This is a genomic window from Alkalihalobacillus sp. CinArs1 (assembly GCF_947387515.1).
Lineage (GTDB): Bacteria > Bacillota > Bacilli > Bacillales > Guptibacillaceae > Guptibacillus.
The window spans coordinates 860,553-881,230 of sequence record NZ_CANDOB010000002.1 but is presented as its reverse complement, the minus strand read 5'-3'; the positions used below and the strand labels follow the sequence as shown (position 1 = coordinate 881,230).

The 20,678-nt window shown below is 42.0% G+C and carries 28 protein-coding genes; 9 read left to right on the top strand and 19 right to left on the bottom strand.

The genetic code is table 11. The annotated features are described in order from the left end of the window. Positions 1-14 precede the first annotated feature (14 nt). The 11 genes from PFZ69_RS13235 to PFZ69_RS13185 form a co-directional block, all read right to left on the bottom strand. Positions 15-692, bottom strand: a complete 678-nt coding sequence (locus tag PFZ69_RS13235) for an amino acid ABC transporter permease (RefSeq protein WP_270181550.1) — start codon at positions 690-692, stop codon at positions 15-17. A 16-nt stretch (positions 693-708) separates the two neighbouring features. Next, positions 709-1,554: a transporter substrate-binding domain-containing protein gene (locus tag PFZ69_RS13230; RefSeq protein ID WP_442865160.1), complete on the bottom strand. Its 846-nt coding sequence runs from the start codon at positions 1,552-1,554 to the stop codon at positions 709-711. Between the two features lie 161 nt (positions 1,555-1,715). Beyond that, positions 1,716-1,970, bottom strand: a complete 255-nt coding sequence (locus PFZ69_RS13225; RefSeq protein WP_270181549.1) for a hypothetical protein — start codon at positions 1,968-1,970, stop codon at positions 1,716-1,718. 68 nt (positions 1,971-2,038) lie between these two features. After that, a complete protein-coding gene (locus PFZ69_RS13220; RefSeq protein WP_270181548.1) occupies positions 2,039-3,877 on the bottom strand; it encodes an LTA synthase family protein in 1,839 nt (612 codons plus the stop codon). 132 nt (positions 3,878-4,009) lie between these two features. Next, the gene (locus PFZ69_RS13215) at positions 4,010-4,282 is read right to left on the bottom strand and encodes a hypothetical protein (RefSeq protein WP_270181547.1); all 273 of its coding nucleotides are present in this window, start codon (positions 4,280-4,282) and stop codon (positions 4,010-4,012) included. Positions 4,283-4,372: 90 nt separating this feature from the next. Further along, a complete protein-coding gene (gene fdhD, locus PFZ69_RS13210) occupies positions 4,373-5,161 on the bottom strand; it encodes a formate dehydrogenase accessory sulfurtransferase FdhD (RefSeq protein WP_270181546.1) in 789 nt (262 codons plus the stop codon). A gap of 5 nt (positions 5,162-5,166) precedes the next feature. Continuing rightward, complete coding sequence (moaA, locus tag PFZ69_RS13205; protein WP_270181545.1) at positions 5,167-6,186, bottom strand: GTP 3',8-cyclase MoaA; 1,020 nt, start codon at positions 6,184-6,186, stop codon at positions 5,167-5,169. 119 nt (positions 6,187-6,305) lie between these two features. Then, positions 6,306-6,788 carry a ribonuclease H-like YkuK family protein gene (locus PFZ69_RS13200; protein ID WP_270181544.1) on the bottom strand — a complete coding sequence of 161 codons (483 nt, stop codon included), beginning with the start codon at positions 6,786-6,788 and terminating at the stop codon, positions 6,306-6,308. Positions 6,789-6,877: 89 nt separating this feature from the next. Further along, a complete protein-coding gene (locus PFZ69_RS13195; RefSeq protein ID WP_270181543.1) occupies positions 6,878-7,084 on the bottom strand; it encodes a DUF2188 domain-containing protein in 207 nt (68 codons plus the stop codon). A 48-nt stretch (positions 7,085-7,132) separates the two neighbouring features. Then, positions 7,133-7,384 carry a hypothetical protein gene (locus PFZ69_RS13190; RefSeq protein ID WP_270181542.1) on the bottom strand — a complete coding sequence of 84 codons (252 nt, stop codon included), beginning with the start codon at positions 7,382-7,384 and terminating at the stop codon, positions 7,133-7,135. 58 nt (positions 7,385-7,442) lie between these two features. Continuing rightward, on the bottom strand, positions 7,443-8,102 hold the full coding sequence (locus tag PFZ69_RS13185; protein WP_270181541.1) for a DUF4397 domain-containing protein: 660 nt from the start codon (positions 8,100-8,102) through the stop codon (positions 7,443-7,445). Positions 8,103-8,306: 204 nt separating this feature from the next. On the opposite strand from PFZ69_RS13185, the gene PFZ69_RS13180 reads away from it, so the two are divergent. The 6 genes from PFZ69_RS13180 to PFZ69_RS13155 all read left to right on the top strand — a co-directional run bounded on the left by PFZ69_RS13180 (position 8,307) and on the right by PFZ69_RS13155 (position 10,277). Continuing rightward, entirely contained in the window at positions 8,307-8,528 is a 222-nt protein-coding gene (locus PFZ69_RS13180; RefSeq protein ID WP_270181540.1) for a spore germination protein, read from the top strand. A 71-nt stretch (positions 8,529-8,599) separates the two neighbouring features. Next, entirely contained in the window at positions 8,600-9,211 is a 612-nt protein-coding gene (gene gerPC / locus PFZ69_RS13175; protein WP_270181539.1) for a spore germination protein GerPC, read from the top strand. Continuing rightward, the gene (locus tag PFZ69_RS13170) at positions 9,208-9,384 is read left to right on the top strand and encodes a spore gernimation protein GerPD (protein ID WP_224881323.1); all 177 of its coding nucleotides are present in this window, start codon (positions 9,208-9,210) and stop codon (positions 9,382-9,384) included. Before gerPC ends, PFZ69_RS13170 begins: the two co-directional genes overlap by 4 nt. After that, positions 9,381-9,770, top strand: coding sequence for a spore germination protein GerPE (locus PFZ69_RS13165; protein WP_270181538.1), 390 nt, complete (start codon positions 9,381-9,383; stop codon positions 9,768-9,770). The genes PFZ69_RS13170 and PFZ69_RS13165 overlap by 4 nt, the downstream gene beginning before the upstream one ends. A gap of 61 nt (positions 9,771-9,831) precedes the next feature. Next, positions 9,832-10,047, top strand: a complete 216-nt coding sequence (locus PFZ69_RS13160) for a spore germination protein (RefSeq protein WP_270181537.1) — start codon at positions 9,832-9,834, stop codon at positions 10,045-10,047. A 14-nt stretch (positions 10,048-10,061) separates the two neighbouring features. Continuing rightward, positions 10,062-10,277 (top strand): spore germination protein GerPB, encoded by a 216-nt coding sequence (locus PFZ69_RS13155; protein WP_270181536.1) that lies wholly within the window; start codon positions 10,062-10,064, stop codon positions 10,275-10,277. A gap of 73 nt (positions 10,278-10,350) precedes the next feature. Here PFZ69_RS13155 and PFZ69_RS13150 read toward each other — a convergent pair whose 3' ends face one another. After that, positions 10,351-13,146 (bottom strand): transglycosylase domain-containing protein, encoded by a 2,796-nt coding sequence (locus PFZ69_RS13150; RefSeq protein WP_270181535.1) that lies wholly within the window; start codon positions 13,144-13,146, stop codon positions 10,351-10,353. 134 nt (positions 13,147-13,280) lie between these two features. Between PFZ69_RS13150 and PFZ69_RS13145 the strand changes: the two genes are divergently transcribed. Further along, a complete protein-coding gene (locus PFZ69_RS13145; protein WP_270181534.1) occupies positions 13,281-14,120 on the top strand; it encodes a superoxide dismutase in 840 nt (279 codons plus the stop codon). Positions 14,121-14,156: 36 nt separating this feature from the next. Here PFZ69_RS13145 and PFZ69_RS13140 read toward each other — a convergent pair whose 3' ends face one another. After that, on the bottom strand, positions 14,157-14,471 hold the full coding sequence (locus tag PFZ69_RS13140) for a hypothetical protein (RefSeq protein ID WP_270181533.1): 315 nt from the start codon (positions 14,469-14,471) through the stop codon (positions 14,157-14,159). A 499-nt stretch (positions 14,472-14,970) separates the two neighbouring features. Here PFZ69_RS13140 and PFZ69_RS13135 point away from each other — a divergent pair, with 499 nt between their 5' ends. Further along, entirely contained in the window at positions 14,971-15,444 is a 474-nt protein-coding gene (locus PFZ69_RS13135) for a glycine/sarcosine/betaine reductase selenoprotein B family protein (protein WP_270181532.1), read from the top strand. Between the two features lie 39 nt (positions 15,445-15,483). Continuing rightward, positions 15,484-15,708, top strand: coding sequence for a hypothetical protein (locus PFZ69_RS13130; protein WP_270181531.1), 225 nt, complete (start codon positions 15,484-15,486; stop codon positions 15,706-15,708). A gap of 34 nt (positions 15,709-15,742) precedes the next feature. On the opposite strand, the gene aceA is transcribed toward PFZ69_RS13130, so the two are convergent. The 6 genes from aceA to PFZ69_RS13100 form a co-directional block, all read right to left on the bottom strand. After that, on the bottom strand, positions 15,743-17,017 hold the full coding sequence (gene aceA / locus PFZ69_RS13125; RefSeq protein WP_270181530.1) for an isocitrate lyase: 1,275 nt from the start codon (positions 17,015-17,017) through the stop codon (positions 15,743-15,745). A gap of 21 nt (positions 17,018-17,038) precedes the next feature. Next, positions 17,039-17,953, bottom strand: coding sequence for a hypothetical protein (locus PFZ69_RS13120; protein ID WP_270181529.1), 915 nt, complete (start codon positions 17,951-17,953; stop codon positions 17,039-17,041). A 17-nt stretch (positions 17,954-17,970) separates the two neighbouring features. After that, complete coding sequence (locus PFZ69_RS13115; protein ID WP_270181528.1) at positions 17,971-18,117, bottom strand: hypothetical protein; 147 nt, start codon at positions 18,115-18,117, stop codon at positions 17,971-17,973. Positions 18,118-18,371: 254 nt separating this feature from the next. Further along, positions 18,372-18,704, bottom strand: a complete 333-nt coding sequence (locus PFZ69_RS13110) for a thioredoxin family protein (protein WP_333489741.1) — start codon at positions 18,702-18,704, stop codon at positions 18,372-18,374. A 4-nt stretch (positions 18,705-18,708) separates the two neighbouring features. Then, positions 18,709-19,551, bottom strand: coding sequence for a DUF1206 domain-containing protein (locus PFZ69_RS13105; protein WP_270181526.1), 843 nt, complete (start codon positions 19,549-19,551; stop codon positions 18,709-18,711). A gap of 242 nt (positions 19,552-19,793) precedes the next feature. Continuing rightward, positions 19,794-20,678 (bottom strand): metal ABC transporter permease, encoded by an 885-nt coding sequence (locus PFZ69_RS13100; protein ID WP_270181525.1) that lies wholly within the window; start codon positions 20,676-20,678, stop codon positions 19,794-19,796.

Here is a 20,678-nt window from a genome sequence, read left to right as displayed (position 1 = left end):
GCTAATGCAGGGATTTAGTTCACATAATAATACCGCTTCTCTAGCAATTCTTGTATGAATGACACGGCGACACAAACACCCCAATAAATGAAGGCAACCAAAATATAAAGTGTCATGAAATCGAACTCGCGCCCTCCGACTCTTTGAGCATGATGGAGCAGCTCTGGCACTGTAATAACGGCCGCTAGAGAGGATGCCTTGATCAAATCTAGCATCACATTCGATAAAGGAGGGATCGCAATCCTGGTTGCTTGAGGTAGAATGACCTCTTTCATCGTTCGCCAGTAGGACATTCCGAGTGCTGTTGATGCTTCCCATTGTCCTTTTTCAATCGAAGATAGCGCAGAACGCTGAATCTCAGCCATGTAAGCTGCACTGTTCAAACTGAATCCGATCAACGCAGCTGTTATGGCCGAAAACTCAATTCCTGCCATCGGAAGTCCAAAGTACAATATATAGAGAAACACTAGAATCGGTGTCCCCCTCATGAACGAAATGTACAACCGAGCTGGCCACCGTAACATTTTGACCTTCGACATTCGACCGAGAGCTAGAAACAAGCCGAGGATCAGGCCGACGATCATTCCGACCACCGAAATCAACATGGTTAACCCTAGGCCTTGAATCACATAGGGAAACGATCTTATCGCAAGATCTGCATCAAATAGGTTTTCAGGTTGAAAATTCCCCATTTGTTACAACACCCTTCTACTGCTCAAAATCAACATCAGGCTCTACTGAAACATCTGCACCGTTGAAGAACTCTGCAGAGATCTCTTTCAGCGTACCGTCTTCTTTCATTTCCTTGATCGTTTCATTAACCTTTTCTAAAAGCTCGTCATTTCCTTTATTCATCACGATCGCTTGATTGTTTGGTAGATACTTGATGTCTGGGTGAATCGTGATATTTAGTTCAGGAAATGCAGCTAAAGCGAGCGTTTGAAGGTAATAATCATTTAAAATGATATCCGTACGACCTGTAGAAACGTCTCGTAAATATTGTTCGTTGGTAGCATTTGAATAGATTTTCTCTTCAGCACCATTCTCTCGAGCGATCTCCATATAAACTGTGGTAGATGCGCCTGCAGCGATTTTCCCTTCAAGATCGTCTAGTGATTCGATGCCTGACAGATCATCTTTACGAACGATCGCTGTTCCATAAGAATATTTTACAGGCTCAGAGAAAGTAAACTTTTCTTTACGTTCTTCCGTATCTGTAATGTCATTCGCTGCAAGGTCGACTTGACCTGACTTTAGACTTGTCAGCATGCCATCGAAGCCCATTTCCTTAAATTCAACTTCAAGCTCAAGGCGCTTTGCCATTTCCTTTACAACTTCTACTTCATACCCAGTGATCTCATCAGAACCTTCTTTATAATACGAAGTTGGGTAAAGCGTTCCTGAAGTTGCAACGACAAGTTTGCCCTCTTCCTTGATTTCATCCCACTTTGAAGTCGTTTCTTCGCTTTGTTCGTCATTCGAACAAGCACTTATCGCTAACACGAGTAGTCCTACAACAAACATAGGTACCAATCGTTTTATGTACGTAGACATACTAGTAATCCCCCTTTAATATACTAAACAGTTAAAAATATATCATTTTTTTACGACAAAATGCAACAAATTGTACAACTTCCTGCAACATACTAAGTATTCGCTTTTTTCACAAAATAAAAAGCACGACCGTTTTCTGGAAGTGCTTTCTTAGCTTAACTCTAATGATGACGCATTTGCTCATCGATCTTGTCATGGAGATATGCGGTAGCTTCGTCGAGGTGCTTGATCGCCTCACCAGGAAAGCGGTCGATCTCTTTCGCTCTCTTCACATGACCATATAGTACAAGATCTTGTGAGTTCATAATGATTTCAAGAACTTCACTACCGATCTCATCCTTCCTTTGATCCATATGAATCGCTGTTTTGTATTCTCGAATTACTTCAGCAAGTATTTGCAAACGTTGAATATCCATACACTCAAACTCCTTACCTTTAGTCCTATTAAAAAGGTTACCACGATTGGTAACCTTTTTACATCATCTTACTTCATAAATCGGAGAAGATCGCCGTAAATCACGCGATCAGAATAATCTAGCTCATCTTGTACGTGTTCGAAGTGTCTTGCACATTTGTTTCGATTCGTTTTCTCTCCCGTTTCTTTGTTGTAGCATGTGTTCTTCGTATACACATAATCCTGGGTCACAAAACTTCCGTCACGTAAGATCACAAGGTTTTTTCGATCAGGTGCTAAGAGACTTCTACCAAAATTCAAGCCATTCTCCTCTTCAACACCCAGGAGTTCAAGGATAGTCGGCTTAAGGTCAATCTGCCCTCCAACGGTGTCAAATACTTTTCCCTCTTGACCTGGAATATGGATGATCAACGGTACTTTTTGAAGCTGAATGTGCTCTACTGGACCGATTTCTTTACCGAGGTATTCACCGATCGCGTTATTGTACGTTTCAGATAACCCGTAATGATCCCCGTACAGAACAAAGATTGAGTCTTCATAAAGCCCTTCTGCTTTTAAGTCTTCAAAGAACTTTTTGATCGATTCATCCTCATACCGAACAGTTGCAAAATAGCGATTCACAACGCTTTGGCTCGTCTCTGGTAATGGGATATACGTGTCTTCTTCTTCTAGCAAGAATGGGAAATGATTTGTGAGCGTGAGAAATTTTGCTGAGAAAGGTTCTTCAAGCTCTTTCAGATAAGGAATAGACTGTTCAAAGAAGGGGATATCCTTCAGTCCATAGTTGATTGAATTCTCATCTGTAACATCGTAATCTTTCTTTGAATAAAAACGATCATAACCTAGTGTTTCATACATTTCTTCACGATTCCAAAACTGGCGGTCATTGCCATGGAATGATGTCGTCGTATACCCTTCCTCCTTCAATACTAGCGGAAGAGAATGAAAGTTGTTTTCTGGTTTCCTAACGAAGACCGAACCTCCTGCAAGAGGATACAAACTATTATCGATCATAAATTCAGCATCTGACGTTTTTCCTTGTGCAGTCTGGTGATAGAAATTCGGAAAGTAAAAACTCTCATCTTTTAAGCTGTTCAAGAATGGCATAACTTCTTTGCCCTCAACTTCTTCTTCCATCATAAATGCTTGAGTGGACTCAAGTGAAATAAGAATAATGTTCTTATCTTCTGCAACACCGAAGAAAGAAGACCGGTCTACACTGTTCTTATCTACAAAGTCCTGTATTTCAGATATATCTGTATCGTCCGCGAAAACGCTATTTAAAGATGTGATCGATTGGTAAGCTACGTCGTACACGTGATAGGTATAAGCTCCTAACGACTTCACGAATAGCTCACGGTCGTAGGATTTCTCAAATAGTAATGGATGGAGCATAATCGCAAACACAGCTGTCACGAGAAACATTCCCGATGCAAGATAAGCTGTTCGCTTCTTTAGCTTGCTAGATAAGGAAGTCCCATGAATCTTCCACTTTTTCAATAGCCAAAACAATACGAACGAATCTAAGACAAGTAAAGGATCATACCAGTTGATCAGTTCGACCGTACTTTGACTCAATCCACCTACGTTACCAAACTGGAAAAGAACAGGCACCGTTATAAAATCTATGTAAAACCGGTAATAGAGCACATTTGCATATAAAATCACAGATAACAAAAAATAAACTGCTAACATCAGCCCTGGTTTTGAATGTTTCTTAAAAAGGCCGATCCCAAGCAGCAAAGAAATTGCTCCTAGTGAATTGATAAACAACAACAGCTCTTCTCCAATCCCGGTCATCGTTAATGAAAACTCAAAGCGGTAGACAACATATGTTTTCACAAATAACAGTGCTACTAATATAAAATAGAATTGCCATATTCGCTCTTTCCTTTTCTCTACTTCCATCTACTCCAACCCCTTACGTCTCCCTGTATCGTTCTATTCTATACATTAATACCACTAATAGAGGGAGACCAAACGGCTACCCTTGTTTTCACATTACTAGTTAAACGAATGATCTGCTGAGAAGGTTTCGTTTTAGTATGAAAAAACAAGTGCGATCACACCAAGTACGATGAGGATTAAGCCAGTAAACACACAAAAGAGCGTCACGATCCACCATGGTATCGCATCGAGTGCTTTCGTCTCAAGAAAGAACAGGATACTTTCTCCTCGATCAGAGTTTCTAGATGCTCTTGAATGATTGGCTGTATCTGATTTCTTTAATTCAAGTTTATGGAACAATACCCTTGGACTTGCAACGAACAATATTCCAAATGCCCAAAGAAGCATAGCAATCGTCCAACCCATCACCAATCCGCCTTTCATTACTCTATATGTATCGTAGTATGAGCCGATACACACAAGAACATGCGAAACAGATAGAAAAACGCTCAGAATTTACTCTGAGCGTAGCTTGATTCGGTCGGCTCTCGTATAAACGTTAAATCCGCCTCGTCTTATAAATCCGACTGTTGTGATCTCTAAATCTTCTGCAAGACGTAAAGCGAGATCTGTAGGTGCAGATTTAGATAAGAGAACTCCGATTCCCATTTTGGATAGTTTTATTACGACCTCTGACGAAATCCGTCCGCTGAAGGCTACTGCTAATTGAGACGGTGGCACCTCATTCTGAAGCATATATCCATATATTTTATCTAACGCATTGTGACGACCGATGTCTGTTCGAATCGCAATCATTTCTTCACGGTTAAAAAGAGCAGCATTATGAACACCACCAGTGGAATGAAAGGTCGAAGATTCATCTTGTAACGTGCTCATGTACTTTATACAATCTTCAGCCGACAAAGTAGGCGCGTTCATGATCGTTCTAGCAGTTTTCGAATCACTTTCAAAATAAAAATGTCGACTCTTTCCGCAACATGAACTGATTTTTCTTTTTGTATATGCCTTTGTTTCAAGCGAAACGTTCGTTTTAGCTTTCACATTCACTATTCCTTGTCCATCGTTGAAAAGCATTTCTTCAATCATTTTATGAGATGTCACAACACCTTCTGAAGCAAGAAAACCAATGACCAATTCCTCAAGATCATCAGGAGTACACACAACCGTTGCAAACTCCAAACCGTTCACTCTAATCGTAAGCGGCTTTTCTAACGCAATCGTATCTTCTTTCTCAACAAACGTTCCATCCTGATAGCTAACGATTCTTCTCTTGCTACTGTTCATCTCTTTTACCCACCTATGAAGGACATTTCGATCTTTTCTCGCTTTTCGACTCCTTCTTCCGTTCGTTCATCAGAATAGCGGTCGTCTCGTCCCTTCCAAACGGAATGGAGAAGATCTGCCATCTGACTGTCAGTCGCACCGTTTCGCAATGGATTTCGAAGACTTGTCCCCTTGGATGAAAATAAACAGGTATAAAGAGCTCCATCCGCTGATAATCTCGCACGCGTGCAATTCGCACAAAATGAATCACTTACAGAAGAAATCACACCGATTTCACCAGCTCCATCGAGGTATGTGAAACGATTCGCAACTTCTCCATAATAAGCAGGTTCGACCTCTTCCAAAGGGTACAGGTCAGAAATAGCATCTACGATCTCTTTTTTGCTTACGACATGGTCAAATTTCCACCCGTTTGAATTTCCCACATCCATATACTCAATGAACCTCACGACATGTCCGCTGTGTCGAAAGTACGCTGCCATCGGGATGATCTCGTGGTCATTCACACCTTTTTGTACGACCATATTAATCTTTACTCCGAGGCCAGCATCCGTTGCTGCCTGTATCCCATCGAGGACCGGCTTGATCTTTGTTCCTCTTCCATTCATCTTCCCGAACGTTTCATCATGAATCGCATCGAGGCTTACGTTGACACGATCTAAGCCCGCTTCTTTTAAGCTCACAGCATGCTTCTTTAGTAAAGATGCATTCGTTGTAAGAGCAATATCTTTTATTCCATCGATCGATGAAAGCATATGTACTAAAACAGATAAGTCTTTTCGAAGGAGGGGTTCTCCTCCAGTAAGTCTGATCTTCTCGACTCCCATTCCCACAAATACCTTCGCAAGTCTTGTGATTTCCTCAAAACTCAATAAACTTGCTTTTGGTAAAAATTCGTAATCTGGACCAAACGTTTCCTCTGGCATACAATAGCGACAGCGAAAATTACATCGATCGGTTACAGAGATTCGTAAATCTCGTAGCGGACGCTGATAGCGATCATAAACCTTTTGCTCACGAGCCATAACCTCACTCCTTTCACAATGTGGTAGTAAGGTTAATGTTAAAGGGTTCGTGCATATTTTTCCAGCCATAACCCCAAATTTATTAGGATTGTCCAAAGAAAAAAACTGGCATGGCCAGTTTAACTTATGGATTTCGTATAACGATCAGCAACACTGCTCGCTCCATATGAGTACGGTTTAATACGGGCAATGTACCCTACTGCTGTTACCCAACCAACAACCTCTTGGATGATCTTACGCGTTTCACCTTGTTTTCCTACATCAAGATGAATTTCGATCGGCCATTTCTTTAAAAGTTCAGCGATTCCTTCTTCCTTTAACGATTCCATAAGCTCGAGACTCATTTCAGTTTCTTTATAGATACGATGTCGCAATTCATGAATGGGTTTGTGTTTTTCTCTTCGGTAGAAGATTCTTGCTCCTTTTCCTACCCGGTGGATGATCAAGGCAGTTACGAATTGCGTCGTTTTACGTGTTGTTTGAGAATCAGTACCTATAACAATGCGATAAGTCGCTTTAGGGTCTTCTTTCGTATATGACTCGATTAATCCGGTAACTTGTTCGACCGTCACTCTTCCAGCTGAGGGACTAATAAAATCCATCGCAGTTCCCTTCTTTCATCTAAAAGTAGTAGTTAGTACTACTATATTTATTCAAAAGCTGAAAAATATGTACGCCCGAACGAAATTTACTAGTCATTATAGAGGCTTTTATCCTCGATTTCACCGTCTAACTTATGGATGATAAGCTCTGAGGGTCTATTAGAATCACAAAGCTCTCTTCCAAACTGATAGGCCTCTTCTTTTGTAGAAAACGTTTTGGTAGCTTGTTCAGCTCCTTCTCGTTTCACTTGCCACTTCTCATCACGATGGCTCTGAACGTGATAAATCGTCTTCAATTAGAACCACCTCCTTTTTGAAAAGTTAATACCACTTCCGGCCCTATTTTAAACGCTCTCCTTTCGCTTCGTGAATAAGAGAATTTCTGCAGGCGCTTTCTCTACTTTTATTACGAGCGTCTTATACCCTTCTTTTTCTTTAGCTTGAAAGGTTTTCCGCGTGATCGGACGTCTTGCCGACCATTGGATAGAAGAAGGATTTTGCCAGGAATCATGAGTAATGAGCTCCTGTTTATAATAATAGTGATTTCCGCTTTGATACTGTTCGCAAATATAACGAACGGTTTGCTTTGTGTGCATGCAATTCACTCCTAATATTGGATAGAAAGAACCGCAGCGGAATCGCTGCGGTCGTGTGTTAATTACCGTCTTTTACAAGAACAACGTTCAAACTAGGTTCATCTTCTAGGAAACCTACTGCTATCGCAGTATAATTCTGCCCACTTTCAACAGGAATATTCGGTAAATCTAAAACGGATTGACTACTCCCTGCAGGTCTAATCTCAAGATCATACGTCCCTGGGTCAACCGTCTTGTAGTCGGAAGATTTACCGAACGACAGATCGCTGATGATTGCATCTCCATCTTTTACAGCGATATCGACAGCCGGCGCGTCTGGCGAAGCATGAACAGCGCGGATACCCGCTTTCTCTGAAGTCGCTGTCTCATCCTCTAAAACAAGCAATGAAAGGTCAGAAAGCTTTCCTAAAGCAACAACAGAATAGTCTTTGCCGCTGCCGATCGTTAATGTTTTCTCGAGGACTGCATCCCCTTTTCCTCCCGCAGATGAAGGAAACACTTGTATTTTCCTTTCACCAGGTGTTACGGATGCATAGTCCGTTGCTGCTTGGAACGTCGCTCCTTCAAAAGCAGGTTTCCCGTCCACATAGACATCTACCTCTGGCGCATCTGGAGAAGCATGAATCACTCTTACGTTTGATTGTTCGCCAGCTTGAGTGATCTGGGTTAATCCCATTACCATACATACGGTTAAGAGTAATGAGGCGATCATCTTCATACAAACACATCCTTTTTCTTCTATTATCTGACGAGACTATTTTTTATCAGAAGGAAGTCAAATATTCAAAGAAGAAACGATCTTTATTAAATATGCTGATGACCCTTCGATACAAGAGGATGGATCCGCCCAATCACTTGTCTGAACATTAGCCCGTTTTATCGCATACAGTAACAAGAGACGCTAGAAAAAGGATGTGAAATCATGCCGGCATTAGTTGGAGCAATCAAAGTAAACAGCATCGGTAGTAGCGGAGTATTTCATGTCGGTGACGTGTTTATCGTATCTCCTATCAGCACAGCGAAAACATTTGCTGGTGCAGGTTCATTCAATACAGGAAACGGACTTAACGTAAGTAGTTCCTACAGCGTAACGACAGTAAACGATTCCGATGTTGCAGATCAGAACGTGGTTGCAAATATCTAAAATAGGGCGAACACCTATTATCAGTTACAGCATAGACTGAAGTAAGATTCCTATACGGGAGAGGATTGTCTATGTATCCAAACGATAACTTATACGCGATACTGCAACGGATGCAAGAAACTATTGCCCAACAAGACAATCGAATCAGCAAGCTTGAAAAAAAGATCAAGCGGCTCGAGTTAAAAATGCAAGAGCAAGCGCAATCTCCTAAAACAAATATTGAAAAAGTTGAATATAAATTTGACCAACTTAAAATAGAAAGGTTGGATGGTACCCTTAACATCGGACTGACGCCAGGCGCAAATGGAGAAATGTTAGAAGACTTTACGGTCAATGGTCAGCCACAAGGACCAAATGCTCCAGCAGCTTCACCAGAAGCCATTCAAGCCATTCAACAGAACGTCCAATCTTATATGCAGAGGGATGCGTTGCCTCAACTAATGGAATTGGAAAAACAATATAATTACCCTCTCGACGATCCTTATCGTCATTTTATATTAAACGATATACAAAAACAGCTCGATCAAAGAATCAATCATTATTTGAACGATTCGAGCACTCGTTCTTCTTCAGCAACGAATGAAGAAGTGACGGAAGAAATCGTAACAAAAATCAAGCGGGATGTCGTAAAGGGAATGGAAGCTTTCATTAAAAACTTACCGAAGGGGATGGAACCACATTGAAGTACACCGTCATAAATAGAGGACTTTCAGTAGGTCAGCTTTCGATCATGGCCGTAGCGAGCTCATCAGTCGTATTGATCGGAGATACGCAAACTGTCGCATGCTCATCAATATTCGATACACCTCCAGAATCATTAATCGTCACAAGACCATTTGTGCCGATTACGACATGATCCCTTCTAGAGCTTCACTCGTTAACTGGATTCGCGTCGCGTCCGTAGACCTTGCAGCAACAGTGCAGATAGGGGACAGCAACCAAGTTACTCCTGAATCGCAGGTATTCGCCGTGCAACGAGAGTTACCCATCTTTAAAGGCGATGAAGCAAAGGATTTATCCGAATTTCCTATTTATTCTCAAGAGATTCCTCTCCCTGTTATTACAGAGTGTGTGGAACAAATAACGATTCAAGAAAACCCCGTAATCAAAGTAGGCGGAGTCGATATTATCGGTGTTGCAGCTTCTTCTGTTCTACACGTAGGTTCCACGCAATTTATTCGAAGCGAAGCGAGAGTAAAGAACATTCGTGAATTCTTCTCTGATCCTGAAGAGGATAAGTAGAACATATCCCTAGATTAGACATAGTATACGGTATAACTATCACTGCAAAGGATGTTTATCCATGCCTTCTATTGTAGGTCCAGTAAAAATCAACAGCGCAGGGGGAGTCGTAAACTTCGGGGACAGCTTCAATACAACACCAAAATCGACTTCGAAAACGTACGCAGGTTCAGGAGGGTTTAATACTGGGGATTTTCATGTTGTAAACAATGGATTCAGTATGACGAACTCATTTGATCCTGACATCGCTGACCAAGATATCACCGCAAATAATTAGGGAGCTGAAGAGCCTTGAATTTCTTTGTAAATCAAAACATCGTCATTCATCAGCTTAGAGTAGAAGGAATTTCAAACTCTTCAGTTCTTCAAATTGGTAGTGCAGGTGTCATCAAACCTCTTTCTAACCTTTACAATACTGGAGCGTATACAGAGCCAGCTCCAGAATTTGAATCTCAACAGTCTCAGTCTGAATTTAGCCCATATGTACCGTTAGCCCCTCCATCTTGATACCGCCAAAGCGGCGGTATTTTACATACGAAAAACAACTAAACCTCCAGATGTAATCTGGAGGTTTTCAACATTAGCCGTTAGAAGACTGTTTCGTATTTTCAGTTGAGTCATCGTTTGATTCTTCATCCTCTTCATCAGTTTTAGAGCTTCCGTTTCCCGGTTCTGCTGAACCCTCTTCATTTCGAGTGTTTCCTGAATCTGAGCCATCAGTTTCTTCTTCACTTCCGGAGTCTCCTGATCCTGAGCCAGCACCTTCTTCACTTCCGGATTCTCCTGACCCTGAGCCAGCACCTTCTTCACTTCCGGATTCTCCTGACCCTGAGCCAGCACCTTCTTCACTTCCAGAGTCTCCTGATCCTGAGCCTCCTGTACCTTCTTCACTTCCAGAGTCTCCTGATCCTGAGCCTCCTGTACCTTCTTCACTTCCAGAGTCTCCTGATCCTGAACCATCTTCATCTCCGGAGTCTCCTGTTCCTGAGCCATCTTCACCTCCGGAGTCTCCTGTTCCTGAGCCATCTTCACCTCCGGAGTCTCCTGTTCCTGAGCCATCTTCACCTCCAGAGTCTCCTGTTCCTGAGCCATCTTCACCTCCAGAGTCTCCTGACCCTGATCCTTCTTCACTTCCTGAATCTCCTGATTCAGAACTCTCGGTGTCTTCTTCACTTTCGGTCTCTTCTGAACCTTGTTCACCGCTGTTCTCTTCGTTTGCATCTTCAGAAGAATTACTCTGTTCATTTGTTTCAGAGGACTCTTCAGGTTCATTCGTTTCTTTGTCTTTTTCTGCTTCCTTTTTATCGCTATTGTTAGGAGGAGCTGGTTTCTTTTTCTCTTCTTTTTTCGGTTTTGGTTCAGGCAGCTTTGCTTTTTCTGGTTCCTCACCCTTGAAGAATAGTTCAGTAATCGTTTCTGAACTAGGAGTCTTTGAGTTTGCTCGCAAGCCTGAATTCTTGTCGATCTTTAACTCTACAACAGAATCTGGTTTCTCAAAAGCTGCTGTTTCTACATCGGTCGATACTGTTGCCATCACATGCTTAAACAACAATTTTGCGATGTCGTCATCCTTCTTTTTTATAAACGTTTCTGCCGTTGTTTGATCATAACCCGTCCATACTGCTGCCGTAAAATTAGTCGTATAACCTGAGAACCACGAATCTGAAGTTCCTTCAGCATTGATTTCTTCTGGTAAGTTCGTCGTACCAGTTTTTCCAGCTACGTCAAGACCTGGAATGCTCGCTTGCATACCCGTCCCATCTTTTACTACAGTGCGAAGCATATCTGTGATCATGTAAGCTGTTCCTTCACTCATGGCACGGCTTCCCTCAGATGCTAGATTCAACTCTTTCCCATTTGGATACACGACTTTCTCTACGCTATAAGGTTCATGAAAAACTCCTCCAGAGCCAAAGGATGCGTATGCTCCAGCAAGTTCTAATGGAGATATCCCTTTATTGAACCCTCCAATCGCATATGAAGGATAAGTATGGTCGATCGAGATTCCTAGATTTTCAGCGAATGCTTTCGCTTCTTCCCCACCGACTTCCATGAATGCCTTGATGGCTGGGATATTATATGACCACTGTAATGCAGTCCTAATGGATACACTGCCATGGTACTCATCGTTCCAATTGCTAAATTCTTTTCCATTTAGTTCAAGCTCTTCATCCACGAACTGTTTGTTCGTAGACCACTTTTGTTTTTCAATACCAGGAGCATAATCTAATATAGGTTTAATCGTCGATCCAGGCTGACGCTCTAATTGTGTTGCATAGTTGAACCCTTTTTGAACATCTTTCTTCTCAGAGTTACGATTTCCACCTATAGCTCTGATCTTACCTGTTTGTGTATCGATCAACACAATACCAGCTTTAAACTTCTCATCTGGATACGCTACTGCCTTATCCGTTGTGAGGGCATCATCAACAACTTGCTGTGCATTTTGATCGAGTGTCGTATGGATTTCCAAGCCGCCTGTAAAAAGTGCTGTTTCAGGTATTCCTGCTTTCTTCAAATCTACGATCACTTGATCAATAAACGCGTCATTGGTCGTAGAAGGTGCTTTCTTCTCGACAATCAAGTCAGATACTGCTACAGATTCTGCTTCTTTTCGTTCCTCTTTACTAATGAAACCGTGTTTCTCCATCAGATAGAGGACGGTTCCTCTTCTCTCTTCCGCAAGATCTTCATGTTTGTATGGATCATATCCAGAAGGTCTTTGTGGTAATCCGGCCAATAGAGCAACTTCACCAGTCGTTAATTCATCCAAATTCTTATCAAAGTATGTATCAGCTGCGGTTGCGACACCGTATGCTCCATTACCAAAATAGATTTTGTTCACATACATTTCGAAGATTTCTTCTTTCGAATACTCTTCTTCTAACTCAATTGCAAGATAAGCTTCTTGGACTTTTCGCTTCATCGTTTTCTCAGGTTCAAGAAGCATGTTCTTCACGACTTGCTGTGTGATCGTACTCGCGCCTTCTGCGCCGAAACCTTCTTTGATATTCGCAAGAATCGCACCGCCTATTCGTTTCACGTCGACGCCGCTATGATCCCAGAACCTCACATCTTCTACTGCGATAAACGCGTTCACGACGTGGTCTGGAATGTCTTCAAATGCTACTGTTTTTCTATGCTCCTTACCGATAAGATCTTTTATCTTATTTCCATCTCGATCGTAAATCGTTGAAGACTGAGCAAGGTTTAACTCTTTCTCATCAAGTTTAGGTGCATCATTGATATAAGCATACGTATTATAGCCACCAAAAGATAATACAAATATCATGATAAACACCATGCTCAATGCTATGTATCTTAAGAAAGTACGTTTTCTAGGCTGCTTCGTCCCCTTATTCGTGCTTTTCCCCATTATAATCCCACCTTAAAGGTCTTAGTCTATAAGGAGGAATACCCACATACTACTTGTAAAAAACATTAAATTTTGATGATAAAAGTTCTATTCCCTTTCATATAGTAATAACGGCAAGTAAAGGAGGATGAAATATGGACAGTTCCACACCTGATGAGCTATTGATATGGGGAAATCATTTTTACGAAAAGATTATGAACAATGAGCGGTACGAATCACTCATCCCGTTAACAGAAAATTGGTTAAGGGATTTAGAATATCATGTAGAGCTCCAGGACCCATCTCCTAACAATTCTCTTTATATAAGAGCCGCAGAGCTATACAACGAATGGAGAGCGATTCGCCGTGAGAGTGTACCGATTGGTGGTCATACACTGCCACCTCTGCCTTATGCGTACGATGCATTAGAACCTTATATCTCTGCACGTATTATGAAGCTTCACCATGATAAACATCACCAGAGCTATGTAGATGGCTTAAACCAAGCAGAAACGGAGCTCGAAAAGGCTAGAAAAAAAGGAAAATACGAGCTCATCAAACACTGGGAGAGGGAGCTAGCTTTTAACGGTGCAGGGCACTATCTACACACGATCTTCTGGAAAGTGATGACGCCACACGGAGGAAAACCTTCTGGTGTATTGCTTGATGAAATCAATAAGAGTTTTGGCAGCTTCAAGCAATTTAAAGAACAGTTTACGAACGCTGCAAATAAAGTCGAAGGTTCAGGGTGGGCGATTCTCGTATGGTCACCCGTTTCGAGACGATTAGAAATTCTCCAAGCCGAAAAGCATCAGAACCTGAGTCAATGGGATGTGATCCCTCTTCTTGTTCTCGATGTATGGGAGCACGCCTACTACCTTCAGTATGAGAATAATCGAAAAGAGTATATTGATAACTGGTGGAATGTTGTAAACTGGCTCGAGGTAACTCATCGTCTTGAAACAGCACAACTTGTGAAATGGGAATCGTTTTAAATAAAAGAAGCAAAGACAGCGTCTTTGCTTCTTTACTTATCTATAAGAACCTTGCCAGTATGGTGAACTATACTGACTTCCATATCCTCCGTAACCACCTGGGTAGCCCCCGCTTTGGTAGCCTGCTCCATATTGTCCTGGGTAGTTTTGATATCCATACGGCGGATAGCCATAACCTCCACCGTAATAAGGAGGCCTTGGACCAGGATAGCCGTATCCGGGTGCTATGGCACTTCCGATAAATCCTCCAGCAAGCCCACCTGCCAAACCGCCGAGAAAAGGATATCCAAGGCCAAACTGTCTCATTTGATGATTGTATCTCGTGTGTAGACGCGGATCATAACAATTCATATGATGTCCCATATACCTCACATGTCATCTCCCTTTCCATTACCGTTCGATTGCCTACAGTATAGGTTATGGAAAGTGCTCGATTATGAAAGGGACATTAGCGGAGATATTGGGATTTCACACATTAAAACTTAGGCCAATATACACTTACCCAAATCACAATGATTCCAGATGCAAATAAAAACATCTCCGGTCGTCGTGATACATATTGTAAATATTCTAAAACAGTGTGACCGATGATAATAAAGTTTAGTTCGAGTATTAAAGTAACGCCACCTGCGACAGAGAGACCAAAGCCAACTAGAAAAATGAAAAAACGAAAGATCATGTCACATAGGCAAACGTCTTTTTCATTCCTGCCTGTCCCTCCCAACGTTTTTATTACCCATCATATTAACTTGTCCTTCTAATTATGAGTGTTAGAGCATATATCTTTTCATCTGTTGGCATAAATGATAAAACGGAATGGGGATATTACATACGAAAGGAGGAGAAAAAGTTGATCGAAAAAGTTGAACAAGCAGTAAGGCAAAACTGGGTTCCATCGTTTCGATACGAAAAGAACGAAACTACACCTTTCACACCTTTTACAAAAGATCTAAGTAATGCAAAAGGTGCTATCATCACAACAGGTGGGGTTTATGTAAAAGGACAAACACCTTTTACCGATCATTTCGGATTAGGTGATCCTTCTTACCGAGAAATACCTGCAACAACACCGAATAAAGATCTATCTTTCTCTCATGAACATTATGACCAAACGAACGTGAGGCAGGACCCTAACGTCCTCTTCCCGTTCGAAAGAATGAATGAACTGGTGGAGGAAGGAAGAATTGGGGGGCTCGCAGATACCCACTATAGTTTTATGGGCTATATCCCAACTCCTCATCCACTAAAACAGGTTACTGCACCTGAAGTAGCACAAAAACTACTTCAGCAAAACGTTGATTTCGCATTGTTGGTTCCTTCCTGACCAATTTGCCAACAGTCGGCCGGTCTGGTCGCTCGCATATTGGAAGAACACGGAATTCCAACCGTTACACTCTCGATGTCAAAAGAAATTGCAGACTATGTGAAAATCCCCCGCACGCTATATAGCAGATTTCCTTTTGGTAGTGCTGTAGGACAACCTGGTAATAAAGAACAACAACAACAGGTTCTTCATAAAGCACTCGATTGCTTGAAAGAGGTAACTGAAGGCGGAACGATCGTGGAGTCTAACATAAAGTTCAAGTAACGAAAAAACCGGCTGAAATCAGCCGGTTTTTACTTTAATTCGTCGAAAACTGTTCTTCTTCTGTTGACCCTTTGAGAGCTGTCGTGGAAGAAGTTCCTCCTGTAATCACTTGAGAAACCGCATCAAAGTAACCAGTCCCTACTTCCCTTTGATGCCTTGTCGCAGTGTAGCCATCCGCTTCGCTTGCAAACTCAGCTTGTTGAAGCCTCGAATAGGCAGCCATTCCATGATCTTTGTAATCCCGAGCAAGCTCGAACATGCTGTGGTTGAGCGCGTGGAAACCAGCAAGTGTTACAAACTGGAACTTATAGCCCATCTTCCCTAATTCTTTCTGGAATTTCGCAATGGTTTCGTCATCAAGCTTCTTCTTCCAGTTGAACGATGGAGAACAATTGTATGCAAGAAGTTTTCCAGGGAATTTCTCATGAATCGCTTCTGCAAATCGTTTCGCTTCTTCAAGGTTTGGTTCAGATGTTTCACACCAGATCAAATCAGCATAAGGTGCGTATGCAAGCCCTCGAGCGATCGCTTGATCGAGTCCAGCCTTCGTGTAAAAGAAGCCTTCCGGTGTTCGTTCGCCTGTTAAAAACTCTCGGTCATAGCCGTCTACATCGCTTGTGATCAAGTTAGCAGCGTTCGCATCTGTTCTAGCGATGATCACGGTTGGTACACCCATCACGTCAGCCGCTAGTCTTGCGGAGATAAGGTTCCGCACAGCTTGCTGCGTTGGAAGCAGCACTTTCCCTCCGAGGTGCCCACACTTTTTCTCTGAAGATAGCTGATCTTCGAAGTGAACACCTGCAGCACCTGCTTCAATCATGGACTTCATCAGTTCAAATACATTCAGTGCACCACCGAATCCAGCTTCAGCATCTGCTACGATCGGAACAAACCAATCACGATTAAAGCTACCTTCTGAATGCTCAATTTGATCTGCTCTTTGAAGAGCCTGGTTGATTCGTTTTACAACTTGCGGCACGCTGTTCACTGGATATAGACTTTGATCGGGATACATTTGCCCTGAAACGTTTGCGTCAGCAGCTACCTGCCATCCGCTTAAGTATATAGCCTTCAAGCCCGCTTTTACTTGTTGAACGGCTTGATTTCCTGTCAATGCACCGAGCGCATTCACAAAGTCTTCTTCGTTTATGGATTTCCAGAGCCTTTCAGCACCTCTACGTGCTAATGTATATTCGATCTGAACCGATCCTCTTAACTTCATTACGTCTTCAGGTGAGTACGGTCGCTCAACACCTGTAAAACGGTCTGATTTCCAGCTATCCAGTAACTTTTTTCCTTCATTCATCATTAATTCCTCCCCTAATGTAAGTTAACAAGTGATTCCTTTTCGTTTCTTCCATAACTGATTTGCATCTGGCATAATATAATTCCAAATGATTACCATACTTTCGATGGCTGTATGATTGCTAATACTAATTCCGTCAAATCCAGTTATCGCTTCTGATTCGGCTGCTTTCTCGGTGAACGTTCGCTCTTTAAGTGCGATGACATGAGTACCTCGCGCATGGCCGATCGCAATGGTGTTTTGTACGATCTCGCTATCAACGTGTCGATCATCAGTCACCACCCTAAGACCAGCACAATGGTCTTTAAACTCATAAAGAATGTGTTCGCAGTCGGTATAATTCACAGCGTCAATTTCAACCGCCACTTTGACAGTACCTCTTATAAGTGATAGTTCAGCTTCAGCGAAGGAGATAAGCTTTCTCCATACCCTCGCCATCTCACAAGAAGCAATCCCTCTTAGTGAAAAATATGGTGCTGACCGCCTATGTAATAAGGCTTCAGCATTTTGAAACAAGTACTTTCCAACGATTAAGACCGATTCCTTTTCGTTTGCTTTTACATCGCACATTATCGCTGGAATTTGGCTCCTGCTTCTCGTTGCTTCTTCGATAGCGCTTTGAATATAGCTAAATGAGGAATGACGATCTGATGAGTCTAAAAAGTCGACCGTAATCACCTTCGCCCTCGATTCAAGGCTTCTCTTCATTTCTGAATGATGTCTTACGATCAAACCGACTCTTTGATCTTGCAGATCTTTTCTCACCGGCTTAACGTGCCAGTTGCTGTCGATACGATTTACGTTTGTGTTCAATCCGCTGTTTCTTGGCTCATGTATCTGGGAGCGTTCTACATCGAATGTATGAATGAGCCTCGATAGGAACTTTGCTTCTTCATCTGACCGTGTTAGTGATACAGTTTTTACATTCACCGTTCCCATTTGTAGCCCCCTTTCAATTAATCCAAACGTCCGTTGCCACTGCAGCGGTGGCATCCAACACAGCCTTCTCCGCGACAATGCTTGCATTGTTCAGCCGTTCTTTCCTTACCGTGACAATGAGGACAAGAAAGTTCACCATTTCCAGAACACGTATAACAATTCATTATTTACTTCCTCCTATCTGTTATAGTACAACTAACTTAATATGTTAGTATTATATAACAATAAAACAAAAAGGTTCAACCTATTTTTCAGAAAAATAAAAAATATTATAAACACCCAAATTTCACAGAGTTTATCGAGTGATTTTTGTGTGATAACACAGAAAAGCACAGCATCCTGCGGGATGCTGTGCGCTGTTTTCTTATTTTCGTGTTATGATACAGAACTTCCCTCCTAGCTGTGAACCAGGAAAGCCTTAACCTTTTATAAGAGTCGTGATTCTCTCGATACTTGAAGCAAAGGAATCCATGTTAACAAATCGTGCTTCTCGGATCGTTTCTTTTCCCTCCACATATAAGAGGAGAACAGGGATCGTAAACACGGAGAACTCACCTGCCGCTTCAGGAACCTCATGTACGTTTAATTTTCCACACTTTATTTCTGGATACTGCTTCATCACTTCTTCTACCTGTGGTAGTAATGCATGGCAAACTGAACAGTTCGTTCCATACAGGTATAAAAAGAACAATGTTTCATCCTGTATCGCTACTTGTGCATCTTTCAACGAAATCTCTTTCAAACATTCCACCTACCTATGAAGAAACGGTTACTCTCCTATTCTTCGCCTTTACAAACATAAATAATCCATATGCGATGAAACCGAGAGCAACAATAGCTAATAGAACTGTACCATATGGCTGCTGTGACAATTCTGAAAGGGCGCCATCGAGTCCTTTTGTTTTATCAGGATCTGCTGTGATCGCTGTTTGAATAAAGAAGATTCCCATCAAAGCGAACACAACACCTCGAGCACTCAAGCCAAATTGACCGAAGCGCTTGCCCCACCACTGTTCCTGGTCATGCATATTGTGATTTTTTAAACTCTTCATAAACGACTTCTTATATGCTCGAACAACTTGAGAAATGCCGAATATGATGAACCCAACGCCAATTAATGCGATGATCCATTGTCCAAAAGGCTTACTTAATAACATAGCAGACCATGACTGTTTTCCGCCAGAAGAAGAACTCCCAGCTCTTGAGATGATCTGAACAGCGTTGTAGGCTAAAAATACATGAACGATCCCACTTCCGACAAATCCAACGCGTAAGAAGATTTCCTTCGTCCCATTTCCCTTTTTCTCAGGATCTTTAATGCCTTGAATACACTTCCACATCGCATACCCAAGCAATCCAACAGTTAAGACCCAAAGAAGTGCTTCTCCAAACGGTTTTGAGGCGACCGCTGCGAAAGCTCCCTTCGAATCAGTCGTTTTTCCTCCCGTACCAATTGCGGCTTGAAAGGCCAGAACACCAATAATTAAATACACAACGCCTTTTGCAATATAGCCCATCCTTGCCAGTCCTCTGATCCAGGGCTTTACATCGTTTTTTGCTTGCTGAGCCTTCACTCTTGATTCTGTACCTACATCCATCTCTATTTCTCCTCTCAATCAATTCCATTCCACAGGTATATTCCCTATGAAATTTCATTTCAATCTAAAAATAAAAAAAGAAATAGCCATCCTAACGAATCCAGCATTCGTTAGGATGGCCCTTCAATTGAGGAGATAGACCCGTGGGTACAGTCTATCGATATGAACTTACTATACTATAAGTCTCTAAATTTTCATATAGTTTCGAATCATTTCTTCTATAATTTATCGCGTTAAATGGATTATGAGTGCTGTGTAGATATCGACCTTCTAGCAAGCACCTTACCTAAGAGTCCATGTTTCGGAGATAAAATAAACGTAAGACCAAAGATCAAACCAGCGATCGAAGCCATAGAACCTGAAATCGAAATGTTCCATGCAAGCGCCGCGTAATAGCCTCCGACTGCAGAAGCGACCCCGATTACAGCACTGATACAAAGCATGATGATCAATCGATCTGTTAACAAGTACGCAGTGGCACCAGGTACGATCAACATCGCAACAACTAAGATCGCACCAACACTATCGAAAGATGCTACCGTCGTAATGGATACCATCGACATCAAAAGGTAGTGGATGAAGATGACCGGAATCCCGATCGCTGTTGCCATAGCAGGGTCGAATGAGCTGATCTTAATTTCTTTATAAAAGAAAAAGATTAAGATAAGGTTCAGTATCAGGACAAAACCAAGCATCCATACAGCAGATGGTCCAAGATCCATTCCATTGATCGTTAACGTATCCCATGGAATGAATGTAATTTCACCCATCAATGCATGGTTGACGTCAAGGTGAACTTTTCCTGCAAAAGCTGATAATAAGATAACTCCAAGAGCAAACAACGATGTGAACACAACGCCGATCGCTGCATCAGATTGAACGCCAGACGTATCGAGGACCTGTACTAAGAAGGCCGTCAAAAGTCCGATTATTCCAGCCCCTACAAGCATATATATTCCTTCGAGGGAGTGACTTACAAGGTATGCAAGTACGATTCCTAATAAGACGGTGTGACTGATCGCATCAGCTAACATCGCCATCTTCCTCAATATTAGAAAACAACCAACGATTCCACATGATACTCCTACGAGTGAGCCTGTTAGGATAATCCATGCGCCATAGCTCAT

Coding starts and splice junctions, on each gene's coding strand:
- PFZ69_RS13235 (WP_270181550.1), bottom strand. CDS start 692: ATGGGGAATTTTCAACCTGAAAACCTATTTGATGCAGATCTTGCGATA.
- PFZ69_RS13230 (WP_442865160.1), bottom strand. CDS start 1,554: ATGTCTACGTACATAAAACGATTGGTACCTATGTTTGTTGTAGGACTA.
- PFZ69_RS13225 (WP_270181549.1), bottom strand. CDS start 1,970: ATGGATATTCAACGTTTGCAAATACTTGCTGAAGTAATTCGAGAATAC.
- PFZ69_RS13220 (WP_270181548.1), bottom strand. CDS start 3,877: ATGGAAGTAGAGAAAAGGAAAGAGCGAATATGGCAATTCTATTTTATA.
- PFZ69_RS13215 (WP_270181547.1), bottom strand. CDS start 4,282: ATGGGTTGGACGATTGCTATGCTTCTTTGGGCATTTGGAATATTGTTC.
- fdhD (WP_270181546.1), bottom strand. CDS start 5,161: ATGAACAGTAGCAAGAGAAGAATCGTTAGCTATCAGGATGGAACGTTT.
- moaA (WP_270181545.1), bottom strand. CDS start 6,186: ATGGCTCGTGAGCAAAAGGTTTATGATCGCTATCAGCGTCCGCTACGA.
- PFZ69_RS13200 (WP_270181544.1), bottom strand. CDS start 6,788: ATGGATTTTATTAGTCCCTCAGCTGGAAGAGTGACGGTCGAACAAGTT.
- PFZ69_RS13190 (WP_270181542.1), bottom strand. CDS start 7,384: ATGCACACAAAGCAAACCGTTCGTTATATTTGCGAACAGTATCAAAGC.
- PFZ69_RS13185 (WP_270181541.1), bottom strand. CDS start 8,102: ATGAAGATGATCGCCTCATTACTCTTAACCGTATGTATGGTAATGGGA.
- PFZ69_RS13180 (WP_270181540.1), top strand. CDS start 8,307: ATGCCGGCATTAGTTGGAGCAATCAAAGTAAACAGCATCGGTAGTAGC.
- gerPC (WP_270181539.1), top strand. CDS start 8,600: ATGTATCCAAACGATAACTTATACGCGATACTGCAACGGATGCAAGAA.
- PFZ69_RS13165 (WP_270181538.1), top strand. CDS start 9,381: ATGATCCCTTCTAGAGCTTCACTCGTTAACTGGATTCGCGTCGCGTCC.
- PFZ69_RS13160 (WP_270181537.1), top strand. CDS start 9,832: ATGCCTTCTATTGTAGGTCCAGTAAAAATCAACAGCGCAGGGGGAGTC.
- PFZ69_RS13150 (WP_270181535.1), bottom strand. CDS start 13,146: ATGGGGAAAAGCACGAATAAGGGGACGAAGCAGCCTAGAAAACGTACT.
- PFZ69_RS13145 (WP_270181534.1), top strand. CDS start 13,281: ATGGACAGTTCCACACCTGATGAGCTATTGATATGGGGAAATCATTTT.
- PFZ69_RS13140 (WP_270181533.1), bottom strand. CDS start 14,471: ATGAATTGTTATGATCCGCGTCTACACACGAGATACAATCATCAAATG.
- aceA (WP_270181530.1), bottom strand. CDS start 17,017: ATGATGAATGAAGGAAAAAAGTTACTGGATAGCTGGAAATCAGACCGT.
- PFZ69_RS13120 (WP_270181529.1), bottom strand. CDS start 17,953: ATGGGAACGGTGAATGTAAAAACTGTATCACTAACACGGTCAGATGAA.
- PFZ69_RS13115 (WP_270181528.1), bottom strand. CDS start 18,117: ATGAATTGTTATACGTGTTCTGGAAATGGTGAACTTTCTTGTCCTCAT.
- PFZ69_RS13105 (WP_270181526.1), bottom strand. CDS start 19,551: ATGGATGTAGGTACAGAATCAAGAGTGAAGGCTCAGCAAGCAAAAAAC.
- PFZ69_RS13100 (WP_270181525.1), bottom strand. CDS start 20,678: ATGAGCTATGGCGCATGGATTATCCTAACAGGCTCACTCGTAGGAGTA.